Annotated in this window: 16 protein-coding genes; 2 read left to right on the forward strand and 14 right to left on the reverse strand. The window is 71.5% G+C overall.

Annotated elements, in window-relative coordinates; translation table 11 throughout:
• Positions 1-15 precede the first annotated feature (15 nt).
• From ACWBNA_RS15180 to ACWBNA_RS15210, 7 genes are all read right to left on the reverse strand, one after another.
• Positions 16-804, reverse strand: a complete 789-nt coding sequence (locus tag ACWBNA_RS15180; protein WP_482704859.1) for a carbon-nitrogen hydrolase family protein — start codon at positions 802-804, stop codon at positions 16-18.
• A 273-nt stretch (positions 805-1077) separates the two neighbouring features.
• On the reverse strand, positions 1078-2274 hold the full coding sequence (locus ACWBNA_RS15185; RefSeq protein WP_482704860.1) for an MFS transporter: 1197 nt from the start codon (positions 2272-2274) through the stop codon (positions 1078-1080).
• 120 nt (positions 2275-2394) lie between these two features.
• Complete coding sequence (locus ACWBNA_RS15190) at positions 2395-3849, reverse strand: HAD-IA family hydrolase (protein WP_482704861.1); 1455 nt, start codon at positions 3847-3849, stop codon at positions 2395-2397.
• Between the two features lie 38 nt (positions 3850-3887).
• Positions 3888-4964 carry an ABC transporter ATP-binding protein gene (locus tag ACWBNA_RS15195; RefSeq protein WP_482704862.1) on the reverse strand — a complete coding sequence of 359 codons (1077 nt, stop codon included), beginning with the start codon at positions 4962-4964 and terminating at the stop codon, positions 3888-3890.
• Positions 4965-4966: 2 nt separating this feature from the next.
• The gene (locus ACWBNA_RS15200) at positions 4967-5779 is read right to left on the reverse strand and encodes an ABC transporter permease (RefSeq protein WP_482704863.1); all 813 of its coding nucleotides are present in this window, start codon (positions 5777-5779) and stop codon (positions 4967-4969) included.
• Positions 5767-6663, reverse strand: coding sequence for an ABC transporter permease (locus ACWBNA_RS15205; protein WP_482704864.1), 897 nt, complete (start codon positions 6661-6663; stop codon positions 5767-5769). The genes ACWBNA_RS15200 and ACWBNA_RS15205 overlap by 13 nt, the downstream gene beginning before the upstream one ends.
• A complete protein-coding gene (locus ACWBNA_RS15210; RefSeq protein ID WP_482704865.1) occupies positions 6660-7817 on the reverse strand; it encodes an ABC transporter substrate-binding protein in 1158 nt (385 codons plus the stop codon). Before ACWBNA_RS15210 ends, ACWBNA_RS15205 begins: the two co-directional genes overlap by 4 nt.
• A gap of 234 nt (positions 7818-8051) precedes the next feature.
• On the opposite strand from ACWBNA_RS15210, the gene ACWBNA_RS15215 reads away from it, so the two are divergent.
• On the forward strand, positions 8052-8792 hold the full coding sequence (locus ACWBNA_RS15215; RefSeq protein WP_482704866.1) for a GntR family transcriptional regulator: 741 nt from the start codon (positions 8052-8054) through the stop codon (positions 8790-8792).
• A gap of 10 nt (positions 8793-8802) precedes the next feature.
• Positions 8803-9243 (forward strand): SRPBCC family protein, encoded by a 441-nt coding sequence (locus ACWBNA_RS15220; protein ID WP_482704867.1) that lies wholly within the window; start codon positions 8803-8805, stop codon positions 9241-9243.
• 1 nt (position 9244) lies between these two features.
• Here the strand turns inward: ACWBNA_RS15220 and ACWBNA_RS15225 are convergent, their stop codons facing one another.
• The 7 genes from ACWBNA_RS15225 to rpe form a co-directional block, all read right to left on the reverse strand.
• Positions 9245-9697 carry an Lrp/AsnC family transcriptional regulator gene (locus tag ACWBNA_RS15225; RefSeq protein WP_482704868.1) on the reverse strand — a complete coding sequence of 151 codons (453 nt, stop codon included), beginning with the start codon at positions 9695-9697 and terminating at the stop codon, positions 9245-9247.
• A gap of 10 nt (positions 9698-9707) precedes the next feature.
• Positions 9708-11177 (reverse strand): amino acid permease, encoded by a 1470-nt coding sequence (locus ACWBNA_RS15230; RefSeq protein ID WP_482704869.1) that lies wholly within the window; start codon positions 11175-11177, stop codon positions 9708-9710.
• Between the two features lie 236 nt (positions 11178-11413).
• Entirely contained in the window at positions 11414-11911 is a 498-nt protein-coding gene (locus ACWBNA_RS15235) for a GNAT family N-acetyltransferase (protein ID WP_482704870.1), read from the reverse strand.
• 90 nt (positions 11912-12001) lie between these two features.
• Positions 12002-13444 carry a GuaB1 family IMP dehydrogenase-related protein gene (locus ACWBNA_RS15240; protein WP_482704871.1) on the reverse strand — a complete coding sequence of 481 codons (1443 nt, stop codon included), beginning with the start codon at positions 13442-13444 and terminating at the stop codon, positions 12002-12004.
• A gap of 131 nt (positions 13445-13575) precedes the next feature.
• Positions 13576-13905: a barstar family protein gene (locus tag ACWBNA_RS15245; protein ID WP_482704872.1), complete on the reverse strand. Its 330-nt coding sequence runs from the start codon at positions 13903-13905 to the stop codon at positions 13576-13578.
• Positions 13906-14010: 105 nt separating this feature from the next.
• Entirely contained in the window at positions 14011-15054 is a 1044-nt protein-coding gene (locus ACWBNA_RS15250; protein ID WP_482704873.1) for a sugar-binding transcriptional regulator, read from the reverse strand.
• Positions 15055-15132: 78 nt separating this feature from the next.
• A complete protein-coding gene (gene rpe, locus ACWBNA_RS15255; RefSeq protein WP_383865784.1) occupies positions 15133-15819 on the reverse strand; it encodes a ribulose-phosphate 3-epimerase in 687 nt (228 codons plus the stop codon).
• Between the last annotated feature and the right edge of the window lie 130 nt (positions 15820-15949).

Genomic DNA, 15949 nt, shown 5'->3' on the forward strand with positions numbered 1-15949 from the left:
AAGGCGTTGGGGTCTTCAGACCAGGGACCCGTAGAGCCCGGGGCGGCGGTCCGACAGATACGGGTTCGCCTCGCGGGACGCGGCGAGGAACGCGGGGTCGACGTCGGCGAGGAGAAGCTCCTCACCGCGTCCGGCGCGGGTGCGGGAGACCCCGTCGGGGCCGGCGAGGGTGGAGAGTCCGACGAAGTCGAACTCCCCTTCCTGGCCGACGCGGTTGACGTACGCCACGTACATCTGGTTCTCGAAGGCGCGCACCGGCACGACCGACTCGGCGACGAACTGGAACGGGTGCATCTGCGCGGTCGGCACCACGAGGAGGTCGGTGCCGGCGAGGGCGTGGGCGCGGACGTTCTCCGGGAACTCGACGTCGTAGCAGATCATCAGGCCGACCCGCAGACCGTCGAGCTCGGCCTGGACGACGGTCTCGTCGCCCGGCGTGAAGTGGTCGCGTTCGAAACAGCCGAAGAGGTGGGTCTTGCGGTAGTTGGCGAGGCGGGTGCCGTCGGCGGAGATCAGCTGGGCCGAGTTGTGCACCAGGTGCGCGGCCCGCTCGGGATAGCCGTAGACGATCGCGAGGCCGTGCCGGCAGGCGATCTCGGCGATCGCGTCCGCGGCCTCGCCGTCGGCGGGCTCGGCGAGGCGGCCGATGTCGTCGCCGATCGCGTACCCGGTGAGGAAGAGCTCCGGCGCGGCCAGGAGCCCGGCGCCCGCGGCGGCGGCCCGGCCCGCGGCCTCGTCGAGGACCTTGAGGTTCTCGACGCTCGAGCCGGGGCGGCCGGAGCTCTGGAGCAGGGCGGTGCGCATGCGTGTTCCTCACCGGGCGGAAGGGTGGTTGCGGGGGCCATGTAGACGGTACGGGCGACGGGCTCGGGCGGACAAGAAGGAGCCGTTGCGCGCCGACGAGCCGATCGTTGCGTGCACAGGCCGTCCGGCGGCGATTCGTTGCGTCAGCCCATTCTTTCGACCGACCGAGTCGGGTGGTGGGAGGGCAAGGCTGGGGTCCAGGGGGCGGAGCCCCCTGGGATGGGACGGGACGGGTAGGGGCGGCGGGGGCGAGAAACCCCGCCGCCCGCACGGCTAAGTCACGGCCGGCCGCGCCCTCGCCGCCAGCACGACCGCCGTCACCAGGTACGGCACCGCGAACACCGCGAACACGGTGGCGTGCGAAGCGCGCTCGCCGAGCACGGCGTACGCACCGAACACGGCGACCGTGACCAGTTCGGTGCCCAGGCCCGCGACCGAGGTCAGGGTGGCCCGGCCGGTGCTCTCGATCCGGTGCTGGAGGCGGACGTCCGCGAGCACCTCGGCCAGCTGGAAGCCGCCGAAGGCGAGCGCCACCAGAGCGATGCCGGCCGGTGTCCGGGCCACGGCCCCCGCGGCCAGGGCGAGCGCGGCTCCCGCGAGCAGCACGGCCAGTCCGGTCGTGCCCAGGCGTTCGGCCGCTCCGGCGAGCAGGCTCGCGGCGGTGACGCCCGCCCAGATCAGCAGGACCAGATGGGGCACGGTCTCGTCCGCCACTCCGAGGTCGCGGATCAGGAGCGGCGTGTACTCGTCGAGCGCGCCCCACACCGCGGCGACCGCCGGCACCAGCAGGAGAGCGCCCCGCACGGACCGGTCCCCTCGGGCTTCGGCGAGTCCGGCCCGCAGGCTCGTCGCCCAGCCGCCGTCCCCGGCCGCCGACGGCTCCCGGTGCTCCGGGAACCGGGTCGCGGCCGCCGCGGTCAGCAGGCAGGCCAGGACGCTCGCCGCGCCCACGGCGGGGTAGCCGCCCAGCGCGAGGACCGGGCCCGCGAGACCCATGGACGCCATCGTGGCCAGCAGCCGCGCCGCCCGGGCCCGGCCCATGACGCGCGCGTACCGGTCGGCGGCGCCGAGCCGGTCCAGTTCGTCGTAGACCAGCGCCTCCTGGGCGCCGGAGCCGAGCGCTCCCCCGGCGCCCCACAGGACGAAGCCGAGCGCGAAGGTCCCGTACGAGGGGACGGTCACCCACAGTGCGAAGCCGAGGGCGGTGAGCAGCGGGCCGATCCACAGCAGGGTGCGTCGGGACACGGCATCGGCCCAGGCGCCGGAGGGGACCTCCAACAGCACGGCGGTGAGCGACCAGAGGGCGAACAGGGAGGAGATCTGCCACAGGGACAGACCGGTGTCGGCGAACAGCAGCGCGTACACCGGGTAGAGCAGGACGAGGTCGTCGAGGAACGCGTAGCCGTACAGCGTGGCCGTGAGCCGTCGCACACCGGTGGTGTCGGGCACACGCGCAGGTGAGAGTGTCATGGGGCCTTCCCGCAGGGACGAATCGGACGCCGGAGGTACGGCGTCCGAGGCGGCCCTCGGGGGGCACGGCTGCGGGAGGCACTGCTGGTGGATCAATGTCGCCAGGTCATGGAACCGATGTTAGACCGGCTCCGCCCCGCCGCCCAGCGAGAATGTGGTGATCACGGCCGCGTGGTCGGACGGCCAGTCGTTGTCCTCGACGTCCGGCCACGGCCGGGGACGTCCGCTGACGTGCGTCCCGGAGTCGAGCACCCGCAGACCCCGGTGCAGGACGAAGTCGATGCGGTCCTGCGGCTCCGGCCGGCCGCTGCCGTCCTCGTGCTCGGCGTGGACGGGGGACCAGGTGTGGCCGGGGTCGCGTACGGGGTCGGGGTGGGCCTCGCGGTAGGAGTCGCGAAAGCCGGCCTCCGCGGCCGCCTTGGTCACCGGCCACTCGACGTCCGGCCAGTCCTGGTGGGAGGGGCTGTTGAAGTCGCCCACGAGGACGACCGGCACGGTGTCGTCGATCCGGCCGAGGGTGTCCCGCAGCCGACCGAGCCGGATCTCCTCGTGGGCGGTCAGCTCGTCGGCCGCGAGCCCGTCGAAGGCGGACTCGTAGGGCCCGTACGGCTCGCAGTCGAGGTGCGTCGTCCAGATGTCCACCTCGGCGCCCGCGTCGGTCCGGATCCGGACTCCCGCCGCCCCGTAGAAACCGACGTCCGGGTCGCCGAAGCGGGCCGTGATCGGGTGGCGGCTGATGATGCCGAGGTTCTCCCCGGCCCGGTGGTAATACCAGCCGAGGGCGTCGGCGAGTTCCTGGGCGGCGGTGCCGTACGTCTCCTGGAGACCGACCACGTCCACGCCGGTCTGTGTGATGGCCTTGAGCTGCTTGGCGCGGTGGTCGCGGACCTTGGTTCCGCCGTACCAGAGGTTCCAGGTCATGACGCGCAGTGTCCGCGGCAGCAGGGCGCGCAGCCGCGATGGCGTCACGTCCTCCAGGCTGGCCAGCACGGTCCGGCCGGGTGCCGCCTCGATCGGGGCGAGCGAGGGCACCGCGAGCACCGCGCAGCCGGCCGCCTCGGCGGAGCTGACACCGGTCTGCGTGTCCTCGACGGCGACGCAGGCGGCGGGGTCGACGCCGAGGGCGCGGCAGGCGGCGAGGTACGGGTCGGGGGCGGGCTTGGTGTGCTCGGTGTCGTCGGCGGTGACGGAGACCGCGAAGCGGCTCGCGCCGAGCGCCGCCAGCACGGTGTCGGCTATCGCTCGGGGGGATGCGGTCACCAGGGCGGTGGGTACGCCCTCCCGGGCCAGTGCGTCGAGCAGGTCCAGCGCGCCCGGGCGGGGCACGATGCCGGTGTGCACCCGGTCCGCGAACTCCCGGTGGAGGGCGTCGGCGAGGTCCGAGGCCGGGGTGCCCGTGGCCGCGGCGAGCCAGGCGGCCGTGTGCTCGACCGGACGGCCGAGCACCTCCGGCTGGTCCGCCTCCGTCAGGGTGCGTCCGGCGACCCGCTGCACCGCCTCCCACCACAGCCGCTCGGTGTCGACGAGCGTGCCGTCCATGTCGAACAGGACGGCCTGGAGCGGGAGTCGAGTCACAGTTGTCTCTTTCCTACGTGTTCCTGCGTGGGGGCGGTTCAGCTGGTGCGTTCGGCCACCAGCACGGGACGCTCCGGCAGGCAGACGCTCACCGCGGCCCCGGCACCGAGCGCGGCCGCCTCGTGCGTGGGCAGGTCGGCCTTCACCTCCGTGCCGTCGGCGAGCCGTACGGTGACCCGGACGGCCGCTCCGAGGAACGCGGTGGCGACCACGCGCGCGTCCCCGGCGTCGTCGGCCCGTACGCCCATCGCCTCGGGCCGCACCAGCACGTCCACCTCGGTCACCGACGGGGCCTGGCCGTCGACCGGCAGCCGCTGTCCCAGTACCTCGACGACACCGTGGGAGAGCAGACCCGGGATCCGGCTCATCGTACCCACGAACTCGGCGACGAAGGCGGTGGCGGGGCGGCCGTACAACTCGGCGGGGGCGGCGCACTGTTCGAGGCGCCCGGCGTGCATCACGGCGACCCGGTCCGCCATGGAAAGCGCCTCCTCCTGGTCGTGGGTCACGAACAGCGTGGTGATGCCCAGCTCCTGCTGGAGCCGCCGGATCTCCTCGCGCAGCGTGAGGCGCACTTTGGCGTCGAGCGCGGACAGCGGTTCGTCGAGGAGCAGGACGCGCGGGCGCAGGGCGAGGGCGCGGGCCAGGGCGATGCGCTGCTGCTGGCCGCCGGAGAGTTGGTGCGGGTAGCGCCCGCCCTTGTCGGCGAGGCCGACCAGCTCCAGCAACTCGGCGGCGCGCGCACGCCGTTCGGCCGTACGCACCTTGCGCATCCGCAGCCCGAAGGCCACGTTGTCGAGCGCGTCGAGGTGCGGGAAGAGGCTGTACGACTGGAAGACCATCCCGGCGTCGCGCCGGTGCGCGGGGACGCGGGTGACGTCCTCGCCGTCGACCAGTACCTCGCCGGAGTCGGGGTGTTCGAACCCGGCGAGCATCCGCAGCGCGGTGGTCTTGCCGCAGCCGGAGGGGCCGAGCAGGGCGAGGAGTTCACCGGGACGGACGGTCAGGTCGAGGCCGTCGAGGGCGACGGTCGGCCCGTACTCCCTTCGCAGTCCCCGGAATTCGACGGTGGCGGCCTTCTCGGTGGCCGTCTTCTCAAGCGTGGTCGCGGTCATGATCATCCCCGGGACTCGGTACGGCCGCGCCCGCCGACTCCGGCGAGCGCGAGGAGCAGTGCCCAGGTGACGAACAGGCTGAGCACGGACACGGCGACGGACAGCTGGGCCTGCGATCCGGCGACGCTGTAGATCCACACGGCGAACGGCCGGAAGCCGAGCAGCTGGGCGACGGTGAACTCGCCGAGCACCAGGGCCAGGGTGAGGAATGAGGCGTTCAGCAGGGCCCCGCGCAGGTTGGGCAGCACGGCCCGGACCAGGGCCTGCGGCCAGGAAGCGCCGCAGCTGCGGGCCGCCTCGACGAGGGTGGGGACGTCGACGGCCCGCAGGCCCGCGTCCAGCGCCCGGTACACGAACGGCAGGGCCATCACGACGTACGCGAGGACGAGCACGAACGGGAAGTCCGGGTTCTGGATGGCCACGAACGTCTGGAACAGCGGGGTGCGTGAGAGGTGTTCGGGCCCCCACTTGAGGACGGTGGAGATACCGGCGACGAAGGCGATCGGCGGGACCACCAGCGGCAGCGAGCACACCACCTCGACGACCGGCCGCAGCCGGGGCGCGCCGAGCCGCAGGGCGACCATGGCGGGCACCATCAGCAGCAGGACGAGCGCGATCGTCGCGGCGGCCAGTTCCAGTGACAGCAGCAGGCTCGCGACGAACCCGTCGGCGGAGACGATCTGCGTGTAGGCGTCGAAGGTGACGCCCTGCCCGGGCACGTCGACCGTGAAGACCACGGAGGCGGCCAGCGGCACCAGGAAGTACAGGGCGGCGAGGCCGAACACGAGCCACCGCCACGAGTTCAGGCGAGCCATCGGGCGCTCCGTCGTTGCAGGGGCAGGTACACCGCCATGACCAGACCGGCGACGAGGACCATGTCGAGGCTCAGGGCGAGCGCCACGTTCTCCTGGCCGACCAGCACGTTGCCGGAGATGGCGTCGGCGATCTGCAGGGTGACCAGCGGCACCGAACTGCCCACCATGGCCGCCGCGGTGGCGTAGGCGGCGAACGCGCTGCCGAAGAGGAGGACGAGTCCGCCGAGCAGGGAGGGCAGCAGCACGGGCAGGGCGACGTGCCGCCAGTACTGCACGGAGGTCGCGCCGTTGTTCCGCGCGGCCTCGCGCCACTGGATGCGCAGCCCCTCCAGCGCCGGGGTGATCGTGAGCACCATCAGCGGGATCAGGAAGTACAGGTAGACGATCACCAGGCCCCAGAAGCTGTAGAGGTCCCAGCCCTTGCCGGTCAGGCCGAAGTACCGGGTCAGCACACCGGCGTTGCCGAGGGTCGCGACGAAGGCGAAGGCCAGCGGGACGCCGCCGAAGTTGGCGAGCACCCCGGACGCGGTGAGCACCGCCTCGCGCAGGGCGCGGGAGCGGGAGGTCACGACGGCCTGGGCGAGCGGCAGCCCGAGCAGCGCGGCGATCCCGGCCGTCACCGCGGACAGCTTCACGCTGCCGATCAGGGCGGTCAGATACGCCCCCTGCAGCGAGGCAGTCAGGTTCTCGGTGGTGTACGAACTGACCCCGGTGGCCGGGTCCTTGGCGGTGAAGGCACCGTCGAGCATGGCCAGGGCGGGCAGCCCGAAGGCGAGCGCGGTGAAGACGAGCAGCGGGACCACGGCGAGCCGGCCGAGGGCACGGCGCCGCCGCTTCACCGGAGCGGCGGTCGCCGTGTCGAGGTGCGGGAGGGTGGCCGTCATCCGGAGACGGCCTTCGCCCAGCCCTGTCCGAGGACCGTCTTGGCCTTGCCCTGCTGGGCCTCGGTCGGGAAGGAGGGCGTCCCGGAGACCTTGGGCAGCTTGGCGGCGGCCGCCGTGTCGAGGGTGCCGGCCTTCTCCATGGCGGTCATCAGGGCCGGGCGGGCGTATCCCTTGAGCCACAGGTTCTGGCCCTCGGTGCTGTAGAGGTACTCCTGCCACAGGCGGGCGGTCGCCGGGTGCGGGGCGTCCTTGTTGACGGCCTGCGAGTAGTACTGCGAGAACTGGCCGTCGCTGGGCACCGACACCGTCCAGTCGACGCCCTTGGACTTGAACTCGTCGGCGTACCCGGCGTTGAGGTAGTCCCAGTCGATGCTGATCGGCGTCTCGCCCTTCTCGACGGTGGCCGGGGTGGACTCGACGGGCGTGTAGTTGCCGTTCTTCTTGAGCTTCGCGAAGAAGTCGAGGCCGGGCTGGATGTCGTCGAAGGAACCGCCGTCGGAGAGGGCGGCCGCCCAGACGCCGCCGAAGGCGGAACCGGACTTGGTGGGGTTGCCGTTGAGGGCGACCTGGCCCTTGTACTCGGGCTTGAGCAGGTCCTTGAAGGTGGTGGGGCAGGTGGTGACTCGCTTGGCGTCGCAGCCGATGGAGATGTATCCGCCGTAGTCGTTGTACCAGCGGCCCTTCGGGTCCTTCTGCCCCTGGGGGATGTCGGCGAAGGCGGCCACCTGGTACGGCGCGAGCAGCCCCTGCTGGGCCGCGCTCAGCGCGAAGGAGCTGCCGAGGTCCAGGACGTCCGGGGCGCGGCCCTGGCCTTTGCGGGAGGTGACCGCGTTGATCTCGTCCTGACTGGTGCCGTCCGGGTTCTCGACCTCGACCTTGATGCCGTACTTCTTCTCGAAGCCGTCGATGAGGGCGCCGTAGTTGGCCCAGTCGCGGGGCAGCGCGATGGCGTTGAGCGTGCCCTCCTTCTTCGCGGCCTTCACCAGGGCGGCCAGGCCGCCGAAGTCGGCGGCGGAGGTGGCGGTGGCGGCGTTCTTGCCGTCGGCGGTGGTGGACGCGGTGTCGGGGGCGGCGCCACAGGCGCTCAGGGCCAGCGCGGCGACGACGGCGAGGGCACCGCCGCGGACGGCTGTTCTCGGCAGGGACACGGTCACGGCTTCTCCAGGGGACGCGCGAGGGTGCAGGAGGCCAAACAAAAGGAACGACGATCAGGCACAGGAACTTGTCTGAACAAGTTGGCCTCAGTACGCACGCCGCTGGTGTCGCTCCGGTAAACACTGGCGAAACCCTGACCGCTGAATTCCTGCACAACCCGAGTCACCCCGGGCGGCGCCGGATGTCGACTAGGCTGGTCATGCTGTGCACAGCGGCTGACTCGGAGGGGGAGCATGGCTGCGCGACACGAGGAGATCGCCGACGAACTGCGCCGGGCGATCGGCCGCGAGGAGTACACCGTCGGCAGTCTGCTGCCCGCCGAGACCGACCTCGCGGCGCACTACGGCGTCTCGCGCGGAACGGTCCGCCAGGCGGTCGCGGCACTCACCGCCGAGGGCCTCATCGGTTCGCGTCAGGGCGCCCGCCGCATGGTCCTGGCCAGCCGCCGCAGCCAGAGCTTCGCCGAACTGCGCAGCTTCGCCCAGTGGGCACGCGCGATGGGCCGCGAGGCGAGTGGCCGGGTGGTGGCGCAGGAGTACCGTCCGGCGACCGCGGAGGACGCTGTGCGCCTCCAACTGCCCGAGGGCGCCGGGGTGTTGCACGTCCTGCGGCTGCGCGGCCTGGACGGCGAGCCGGTCCTCCTGGAGCGGACCGTGTACGCCGACTGGATAGCCCCCGCCGTCGAGCCGATCGAGCCGGACTGTCCCTCGGTCACCCAGCGCCTTCTCGACGACACCGGCCTGGTCTTCGCCTACGGTGAGCACGTCATCGACGCGGTGGCGGCGGGCGCCCGGGACGCGGAACTGCTGGGCATCCGCCGGACGAGTCCGCTGCTGCGGGTGCGCCGCGTGACGACGACCCGCGAAGGGCGGCCGGTGGAGTGGTCCGACGACCGCTACCGCTCGGACGCGGTCAGCTTCAGCGTGCACAACTCGATAGGGAACAACGCGCTCGCCCGCAAGACGGCCGACTGAAGGAGCCCTCATGGAGATCGCCGGCCTGCCGTACGTCGACGAACACGCCACCGTCATCGCGGCGGACGCCGAAGCCGTCTGGCGCGGCATCGGTGACGTCCTGGACCACTCCTCACTCGAACCCGGTTACGCGCGCCTGGTGGGCTGCGCGGACCGTACGGCCTCCGGGCCCCGGCCGCTGGCCGAGGGCTCGACGGTGCCCGGCTTCCGGGTGCTCTCCGCGGACCGGGGCCGGGAACTGGTCCTGATCGGCCGCCACCACTTCTCGACGTACGCCCTGGTCTTCCGCCTCGACGAGGCGGGCCCTGGCCGCACGCGGCTGCGGGCCGAGACCCGGGCCAGGTTCCCCGGCCCGGGCGGCGGTCTCTACCGGCTGCTCGTGATCCGCACGGGCGGGCACGCCGTTCTCACGGGGCGCCTGCTGTCCGCGATCCGTCGCGAGGCGGAGTAGGTCAGGCCGGGGACCCGGACGAGAACCTCCGCAGCAGCGGCGACAGCACCAGCACGGACTTCGTGCGCTCCACGAACGGCTCCCCCGCGATCCGCTCCAGGACCCGTTCGAAGTGCCGCATGTCGGCGGCGAAGACCTGGACGACCGCGTCCGCGTCGCCCGTGACGGTCGACGCGGCCACGACCTCCTGGTAGCGCTCCAGGCCCCGCCGGATGGTGTCCGGCGAGGTGTTGTGCCGGCAGTAGATCTCGACGAACCCCTCCGTCTCCCAGCCGAGGGCGGCCGGGTCCACCCGTACGGTGAAGCCGGTGATGGCTCCGGTGGCGCGCAGCCGGTCCACCCGCCGTTTCACTGCGGGCGCGGACAGGCCGACCAGCTGCCCGATGTCCGCGTAGGAGCGGCGGGCGTCCTCGGCCAGGGCGTGCACGATGCGTTCGTCGAGATCGTTCAGCACTGCGGGTGGTTCACTTCGCTTCAGATGGGGCAAGACGGGAGCGGCGATGGCCGTATCCGAAGTAGAACACGAGCCCGACGGCCATCCAGACTCCGAAGACCACCCAGGTGATCGCCGAGAGGCTGCCCATCATCCAGACGCAGAAGCCGAGTCCCAGGGCGGGCAGGACCGGCGACAGCGGCACCCGGAAGGTGCGGGGCATGTCCGGACGGGTCCGGCGCAGCACCACGACGGCGATGTTGACCAGCCCGAAGGCGAAGAGGGTGCCTATGCTGGTGGCGTCGGCCAGTTGGCCGAGCGGGACGGTCGCGGCCAGCACACCGCAGAACAGGGACACGATCACCGTGTTGGCGCGGGGCGTGCCGGTCTTCGGGTGGACGCGGCCGAACACCTTGGGCATCAGCCCGTCCCGGGACATCGCGAAGAGGATGCGGGTCTGGCCGTACAGGACGGTCAGGACGACGCTCGCGATGGCGATGACCGCGCAGAACGCCAGCAGCGTGCCCCAGAAGGTCTGTCCGGTGACCTCGCGCATGATCTGGGCGAGCGCGGCCTCGGAGTCCGTGAACCGCTGCCAGGGCTTCGCGCCGACGGCGACGGCCGCGACCAGGACGTACAGCGCGGTCACGATGACGAGCGAGAGCATGATCGCGCGGGGCAGGTCGCGCTGCGCGTTCTTCGCCTCCTCGCCGGCGGTGGAGGCGGCGTCGAAGCCGATGTACGAGAAGAACAGCGTCGCCCCGGCCGCACTGACCCCGGCCATGCCGAGCGGCATGAAGTTCTCGTAGTTGCCGGAGCGGAAGCCCTGGACGCCGATCGCGCAGAACAGCACCAGCGCGGCGATCTTCACGACGACCATGACGGTGTTGGCGCGGGCGGACTCGCGGGCGCCGCCGAGCAGGAACGCCATGGCGAGCAGGACGACGATCAGCGCCGGCAGGTTGAAGACGCCGCCGTCGCCGGGCGGGGCGGACAGCGCGTCCGGGATGGTGACGCCGAGGGTCCCGTCGAGCAGCTCGTTCAGGTACTCGCCCCAGCCGACGGCGACGGCGGCGACCGAGACGCCGTATTCGAGGACCAGGCACCAGCCGCAGATCCAGGCGACCAGCTCGCCCATGGTGGCGTACGCGTAGGAGTACGAGGATCCGGCGACCGGGATGGTGCCGGCCAGTTCGGCGTAGGACAGGGCCGAGAAGAGCGCGGTGAGGCCGGCGATCACGAAGGAGAGGGTGACGGCCGGGCCGGCCTTGGGAACGGCCTCGCCGAGGACGACGAAGATGCCGGTGCCGAGGGTGGCGCCGATGCTGATCATGGTCAGCTGCCAGAGCCCCAGGGAGCGGCGCAGGCTGCCTCCCTCACCCTGGCCGCCCTCCGCGACCAGGTTTTCCACCGGCTTGCGACGCATGAGGCGCGCACCGAGGCCCGGGGACGAGGGCCCGTTCTGACTGCGCTGTTGCGGGGGTGCGCCTTGGTCGAGCACGCGCTGACTCCTTCGTCGCTGCCACTGAGGGCGGCGGGGACCGGCGGCACCCCTACGAGAGCAGGAACCCACCGAGCGGGGTCCCCGCCACGCCATGTACAGGGCATGACCCTATGAGCCAGGGCATCACGGTCGTAATGCGGCAACCTTGCGCATCTCCGCAAGATCGTTGCGTTGACGGCGGATGAGCGGGCGTTCGTTGCGCGGGGAGTTCCGACCCTTGCACAGGGCCCTGATCAGCACCCTTGCGGCAGCTCTTTGACGAGGAAGGTGCACTGCTCGGCGCATTCACGCATCGTGCCCTCGTGGTCCTCGTAGGCGTACCGGTCGACGTAGTCGACGAGGGGGCGGTAGCCGAGCCGGGCGTAGAGGGCGGCCGCGCGCGGATTGTCCCTTCCGACGCCGATGCCGACCGTCGTCAGACGCCGCTCCCGGGCCAGGTCCTCGGCGGCGCGGATCAGCGCCGTGCCGATGCCGCGCGAGCGGAGTTCCTCCGGCCACACGCCCAGCCCGCCGATCTCGGGGCAGTCCACCGTGACGTCGGGCGCCGCGCAGCCGAGCCAGCGCATCTCCGTGTGCCCCACGGGCCGCCCGTCCAGCCAGGCGACGAGGTACGTGCACTCCCCCGCCTCCTGCCGCGCGAAGCGTCGGGCATGGAACGAGGTGACGCCGGGCGAGCCCATGTACTGGTCGAGCAGCGCCACGTCGGCGGGCCCGCAGACGGTGATCTCCATTCACCCGACGATAGCGGCCGGCTGCCCGGACGGCCCCCGGTTTCTTTCCCGGCGAGCGGGGACAACGGGGGCCGTACGGAAGGGAGTTGCTCAGTTCCAGCTGGCGTGCAGCGGCTTGCCCTCGGCGTAACCGGCCGCGCTCTGGATGCCGACGACGGCCCTCTCGGCGAACTCCTCCAGGGAGCCGGCCCCCGCGTAGGTGCAGGAGGAGCGGACACCCGCGATGATCGCGTCGATCAGGTCCTCGACGCCCGGGCGGTCCGGGTCGAGGAACATGCGGGAGGTGGAGATACCCTCCTCGAACAATGCCTTGCGGGCGCGGTCGTACGCCGACTCCTCCGACGTACGGTTGGCCACGGCCCGGGCGGAGGCCATGCCGAACGACTCCTTGTACAGGCGACCGTCGGCGTCCTGCTGGAGGTCGCCCGGGGACTCGTAGGTACCGGCGAACCAGGACCCGATCATCACGTTGGACGCCCCGGCGGCCAGTGCCATCGCGACGTCACGCGGGTGGCGGACGCCGCCGTCGGCCCACACGTGCTTGCCGTACTTCTTCGCCTCGGCGGCACACTCCATGACCGCGGAGAACTGGGGGCGGCCGACGCCCGTCATCATGCGGGTGGTGCACATGGCGCCGGGGCCCACACCGACCTTGATGATGTCCGCGCCGGCTTCGATCAGGTCCCTCACGCCCTCCGCGGCGACGATGTTGCCCGCCACGATCGGCACGTGCGGGTCGAGGCCGCGCACCAGCTTGATCGTGCTGATCATCGACTCCTGGTGGCCGTGCGCCGTGTCGATGACGAGGGTGTCGACGCCCGCGTCCAGCAGCTGCTTGGCCTTGGCCGGCGCGTCGCCGTTGATGCCGACGGCGGCGGCGATGCGCAGCCTGCCGTTCGCGTCGACGGCCGGTGTGTAGAGCGTGGCGCGCAGGGCGCCCTTGCGGGTGAGGATGCCTGCGAGGCGGCCGTCCTTGTCGACGGCGGGCGCGTAGCGGCGGTTGGCGTGGTCCAGCCGGTTGAATGCCTCGCGCGGGTCGATGTCCGCGTCGAGCAGCAGCAGGTCCTTGGACATGACCACTTCGAGCTGGGTGAAGCGGTCCACGCCGGTCAGGTCCCGGTCGGTGACGACACCGATGGGCCGCTGCTCCTCGTCGACGACCACACCGGCGTTGTGCGCGCGCTTGGGCAGCAGCGACAGGGCGTCGGCGACGGTCTGGTGCGGGGCCAGCACGATCGGGGTGTCCAGCACGTGGTGGCGGCTCTTCACCCAGGAGACGACCTCGGTGACGACCTCGATCGGGATGTCCTGCGGGATGACGACCAGTCCGCCGCGCCGGGCCATCGTCTCGGCCATCCGGCGCCCGGCGATGGCGGTCATGTTGGCGACGACCAGCGGGATGGTGGTGCCCGTGCCGTCCGGGGAGCTGAGGTCCACGCCCTGTCGCGAGCCGACCGCGCTGCGGCTCGGGACCATGAAAACGTCGTCGTACGTCAGGTCGTACGGGGGCTGGATGTCATTGAGGAAACGCACGTGCTGCACATCCCAGTCGATCAGAGGTGGCCCCCGGACAGGTCAGCCAGGGGGAAGAGCACGTACTTCATTATCCCATGGCGGCCGGCACACACGGCACGGGCGAAACATCCAGGCAGGTCAGAGCGGTCCTAGGAGGAACCTCCAAGGGCGAGAGCCACGGTGAGCGCCTTCGTCCGGTCCGCCGCCTCGGCGAACACCGCCCGGGCGGTCGCCCACTCGTCCGGCCGTGCCTTCGCGTACGCCTGCCAGTTCCGTACGACGATCAGCAGCCCCTTCTCGACGGCGTCCTCGGGCCAGACGGTGTGGTCGCCTAGGGAGTCGGAAAGCGCGTCCCAGTTGCGGCCGAACCAGTCGGGCAGCTCCAGGGCCCGGGCGCAGCGGTCCATCAGTTCCGCCTTGTCCGTGACCCCGTCGAGGTCCAGCGTGACCACGCGCCGACCCGCCGGCTCGTCCGTCATCTCAGCTCCGCCCTGAAGAGTTGTGGTGATCGTCGGTGTAGTGGACCAGGCAGGGGGGCGGCCGTGGCGGAGTTCCGCCACGGCCGCCCCCCTGCGGACGGTTCGTCAGATCCCGTCGGGGTCGGCCCGGTTGAGCGCCGGCTTCGGCGTGGGCCCGGCCGTCATCAGGTAGTCCGCTGCCGACGTGTCCGTCACCAGGCTGGTGACGAGCCCGGACCGCAGCACCGCGTCGATCGCGGCCGCCTTGCGCTGCCCTCCCGCGATCGCGACGACCTCGGGGATGCGGCGGAGCTGGTCGGCCTTGACGGTGATGCACCGCTCGCCCAGGTCCCGCCCGACCCGGCGGCCATCGGCGTCGAAGAGGTGCGCGGACATCTCGGCGGCGACACCGAGCGAGGCGTAGTGCGAGACCTCCTCGTCGCTGAGCATGTCGTGCACCGTGGAGATGCCCGGCTCCCAGGAGCCGATGGACACGCAGGCGACCGTGACCTTGTCGAAGTACTCGAAGGCCCGGGCGATCCCGGTCTGGTTGCGCAGCGCGATCGCGGTGGCGGCGTCCGGCAGCAGCATCGGCGCGTAGATGGGATGGGCGTCGCCGCCCGACACCTGCGCGGCACGCCGTACCGCCTCCACCGAGCCGCGCTCGGCGGTTCCGGCGTCGTACACGCCCGTCAACTGCACCACCGTGCACGGTGGCAGCCGGTCCAGCGCCGCCGCCATGTGGATGGTGGAGCGGCCCCAGGCCAGTCCCAGCACATCACCTTCGTTCACGAGCTCGCCGAGCAGGTCGGCGGCCACTTCCCCCAGGTTCTCGGGATCGGGCGAATCCTGGGCCTCGGCCGGGGACTCGACCACCACTGCGTGCCTGAGGCCGTAGCGGGCGCGGAGCGCGTCCGAGCGCTCCGCGTCCAGCTCGGCCGGCACACGGATCTCGATACGCACGAGATCCCGTTCGAGAGCGGTTTCCAAAACCCGGGCCACCTTGAAGCGGCTGACGCCGAACTCCTCCGCGATCTGGATCTTGGACTTGCCCTCGAGGTAGAAGCGGCGGGCCATGGCCGCCGCCTGCACCAGCTCAGCGGGTCCCATCCGCATGGCTGACCGGCCCGCCGACATACCCGACACGGCGATCTCCTCACTGCTGTTCACACTCTGGATTCGCCGTTCATCCTTGCAGATCCGGCGCACTTGATCAGCCCTGATGAGAGCCGTTCACGTTCCCGTGGTTCAGTGGCCGCATGCCCAGGAGGCCTTGGCCGTCGCCCCCTCCGCCTGCGTGCGCAATGCACGTACCGCCTCGGCCGGGTCCGATGCGCCGTAGACCGCCGAGCCGGCGACGAACACGTCGGCCCCCGCGTCCGCGCAGCGCTCGATGGTGGAGGCCGAGACTCCCCCGTCGACCTGGAGCCACATCTCCAGCCCGTGCTTGTTGATCAACTCGCGGGTGCGGCGAATCTTCGGCAGCATGATGTCGAGAAACGCCTGACCCCCGAAGCCCGGCTCGACCGTCATGATCAGCAGCATGTCGAGCTCAGGAAGCAGATCCTCGTACGGCTCGATGGGTGTCGCGGGCTTCAGCGCCATGGAGGCGCGGGCGCCCTTTGCCCGGATCTCCCGGGCGAGCCGGACCGGAGCGGCGGCCGCCTCGACGTGGAAGGTGACGGAAGAGGCCCCCGCTTCGACGTACTGGGGCGCCCACCGATCGGGGGCCTCGATCATCAGATGGCAGTCCAGCGGGGTGTCCGTCGCACGGGCCAGCGACTCTACGACCGGCACGCCGAGGGTGAGGTTCGGGACGAAATGGTTGTCCATGACGTCGACGTGGAGCCAGTCGGCTCCCTCAACCGCCTTCGCCTCGTCCGCGAGGCGGGCGAAGTCGGCGGACAAGATGCTGGGATTGATCTGCGCGGCCATGACCCAAGACTGCCATGTCCGGGCACGAATGTTCGCGCCGGTCCAGACCTAAGCCGTTCATCGGATGTTGCACCGGGGCCGCCCGTGCCATGCTGGGCGGCCGATCGGCTCCAAGGGCGGCTGCGGGGGT

This window comes from Streptomyces sp. Q2, assembly GCF_056820935.1.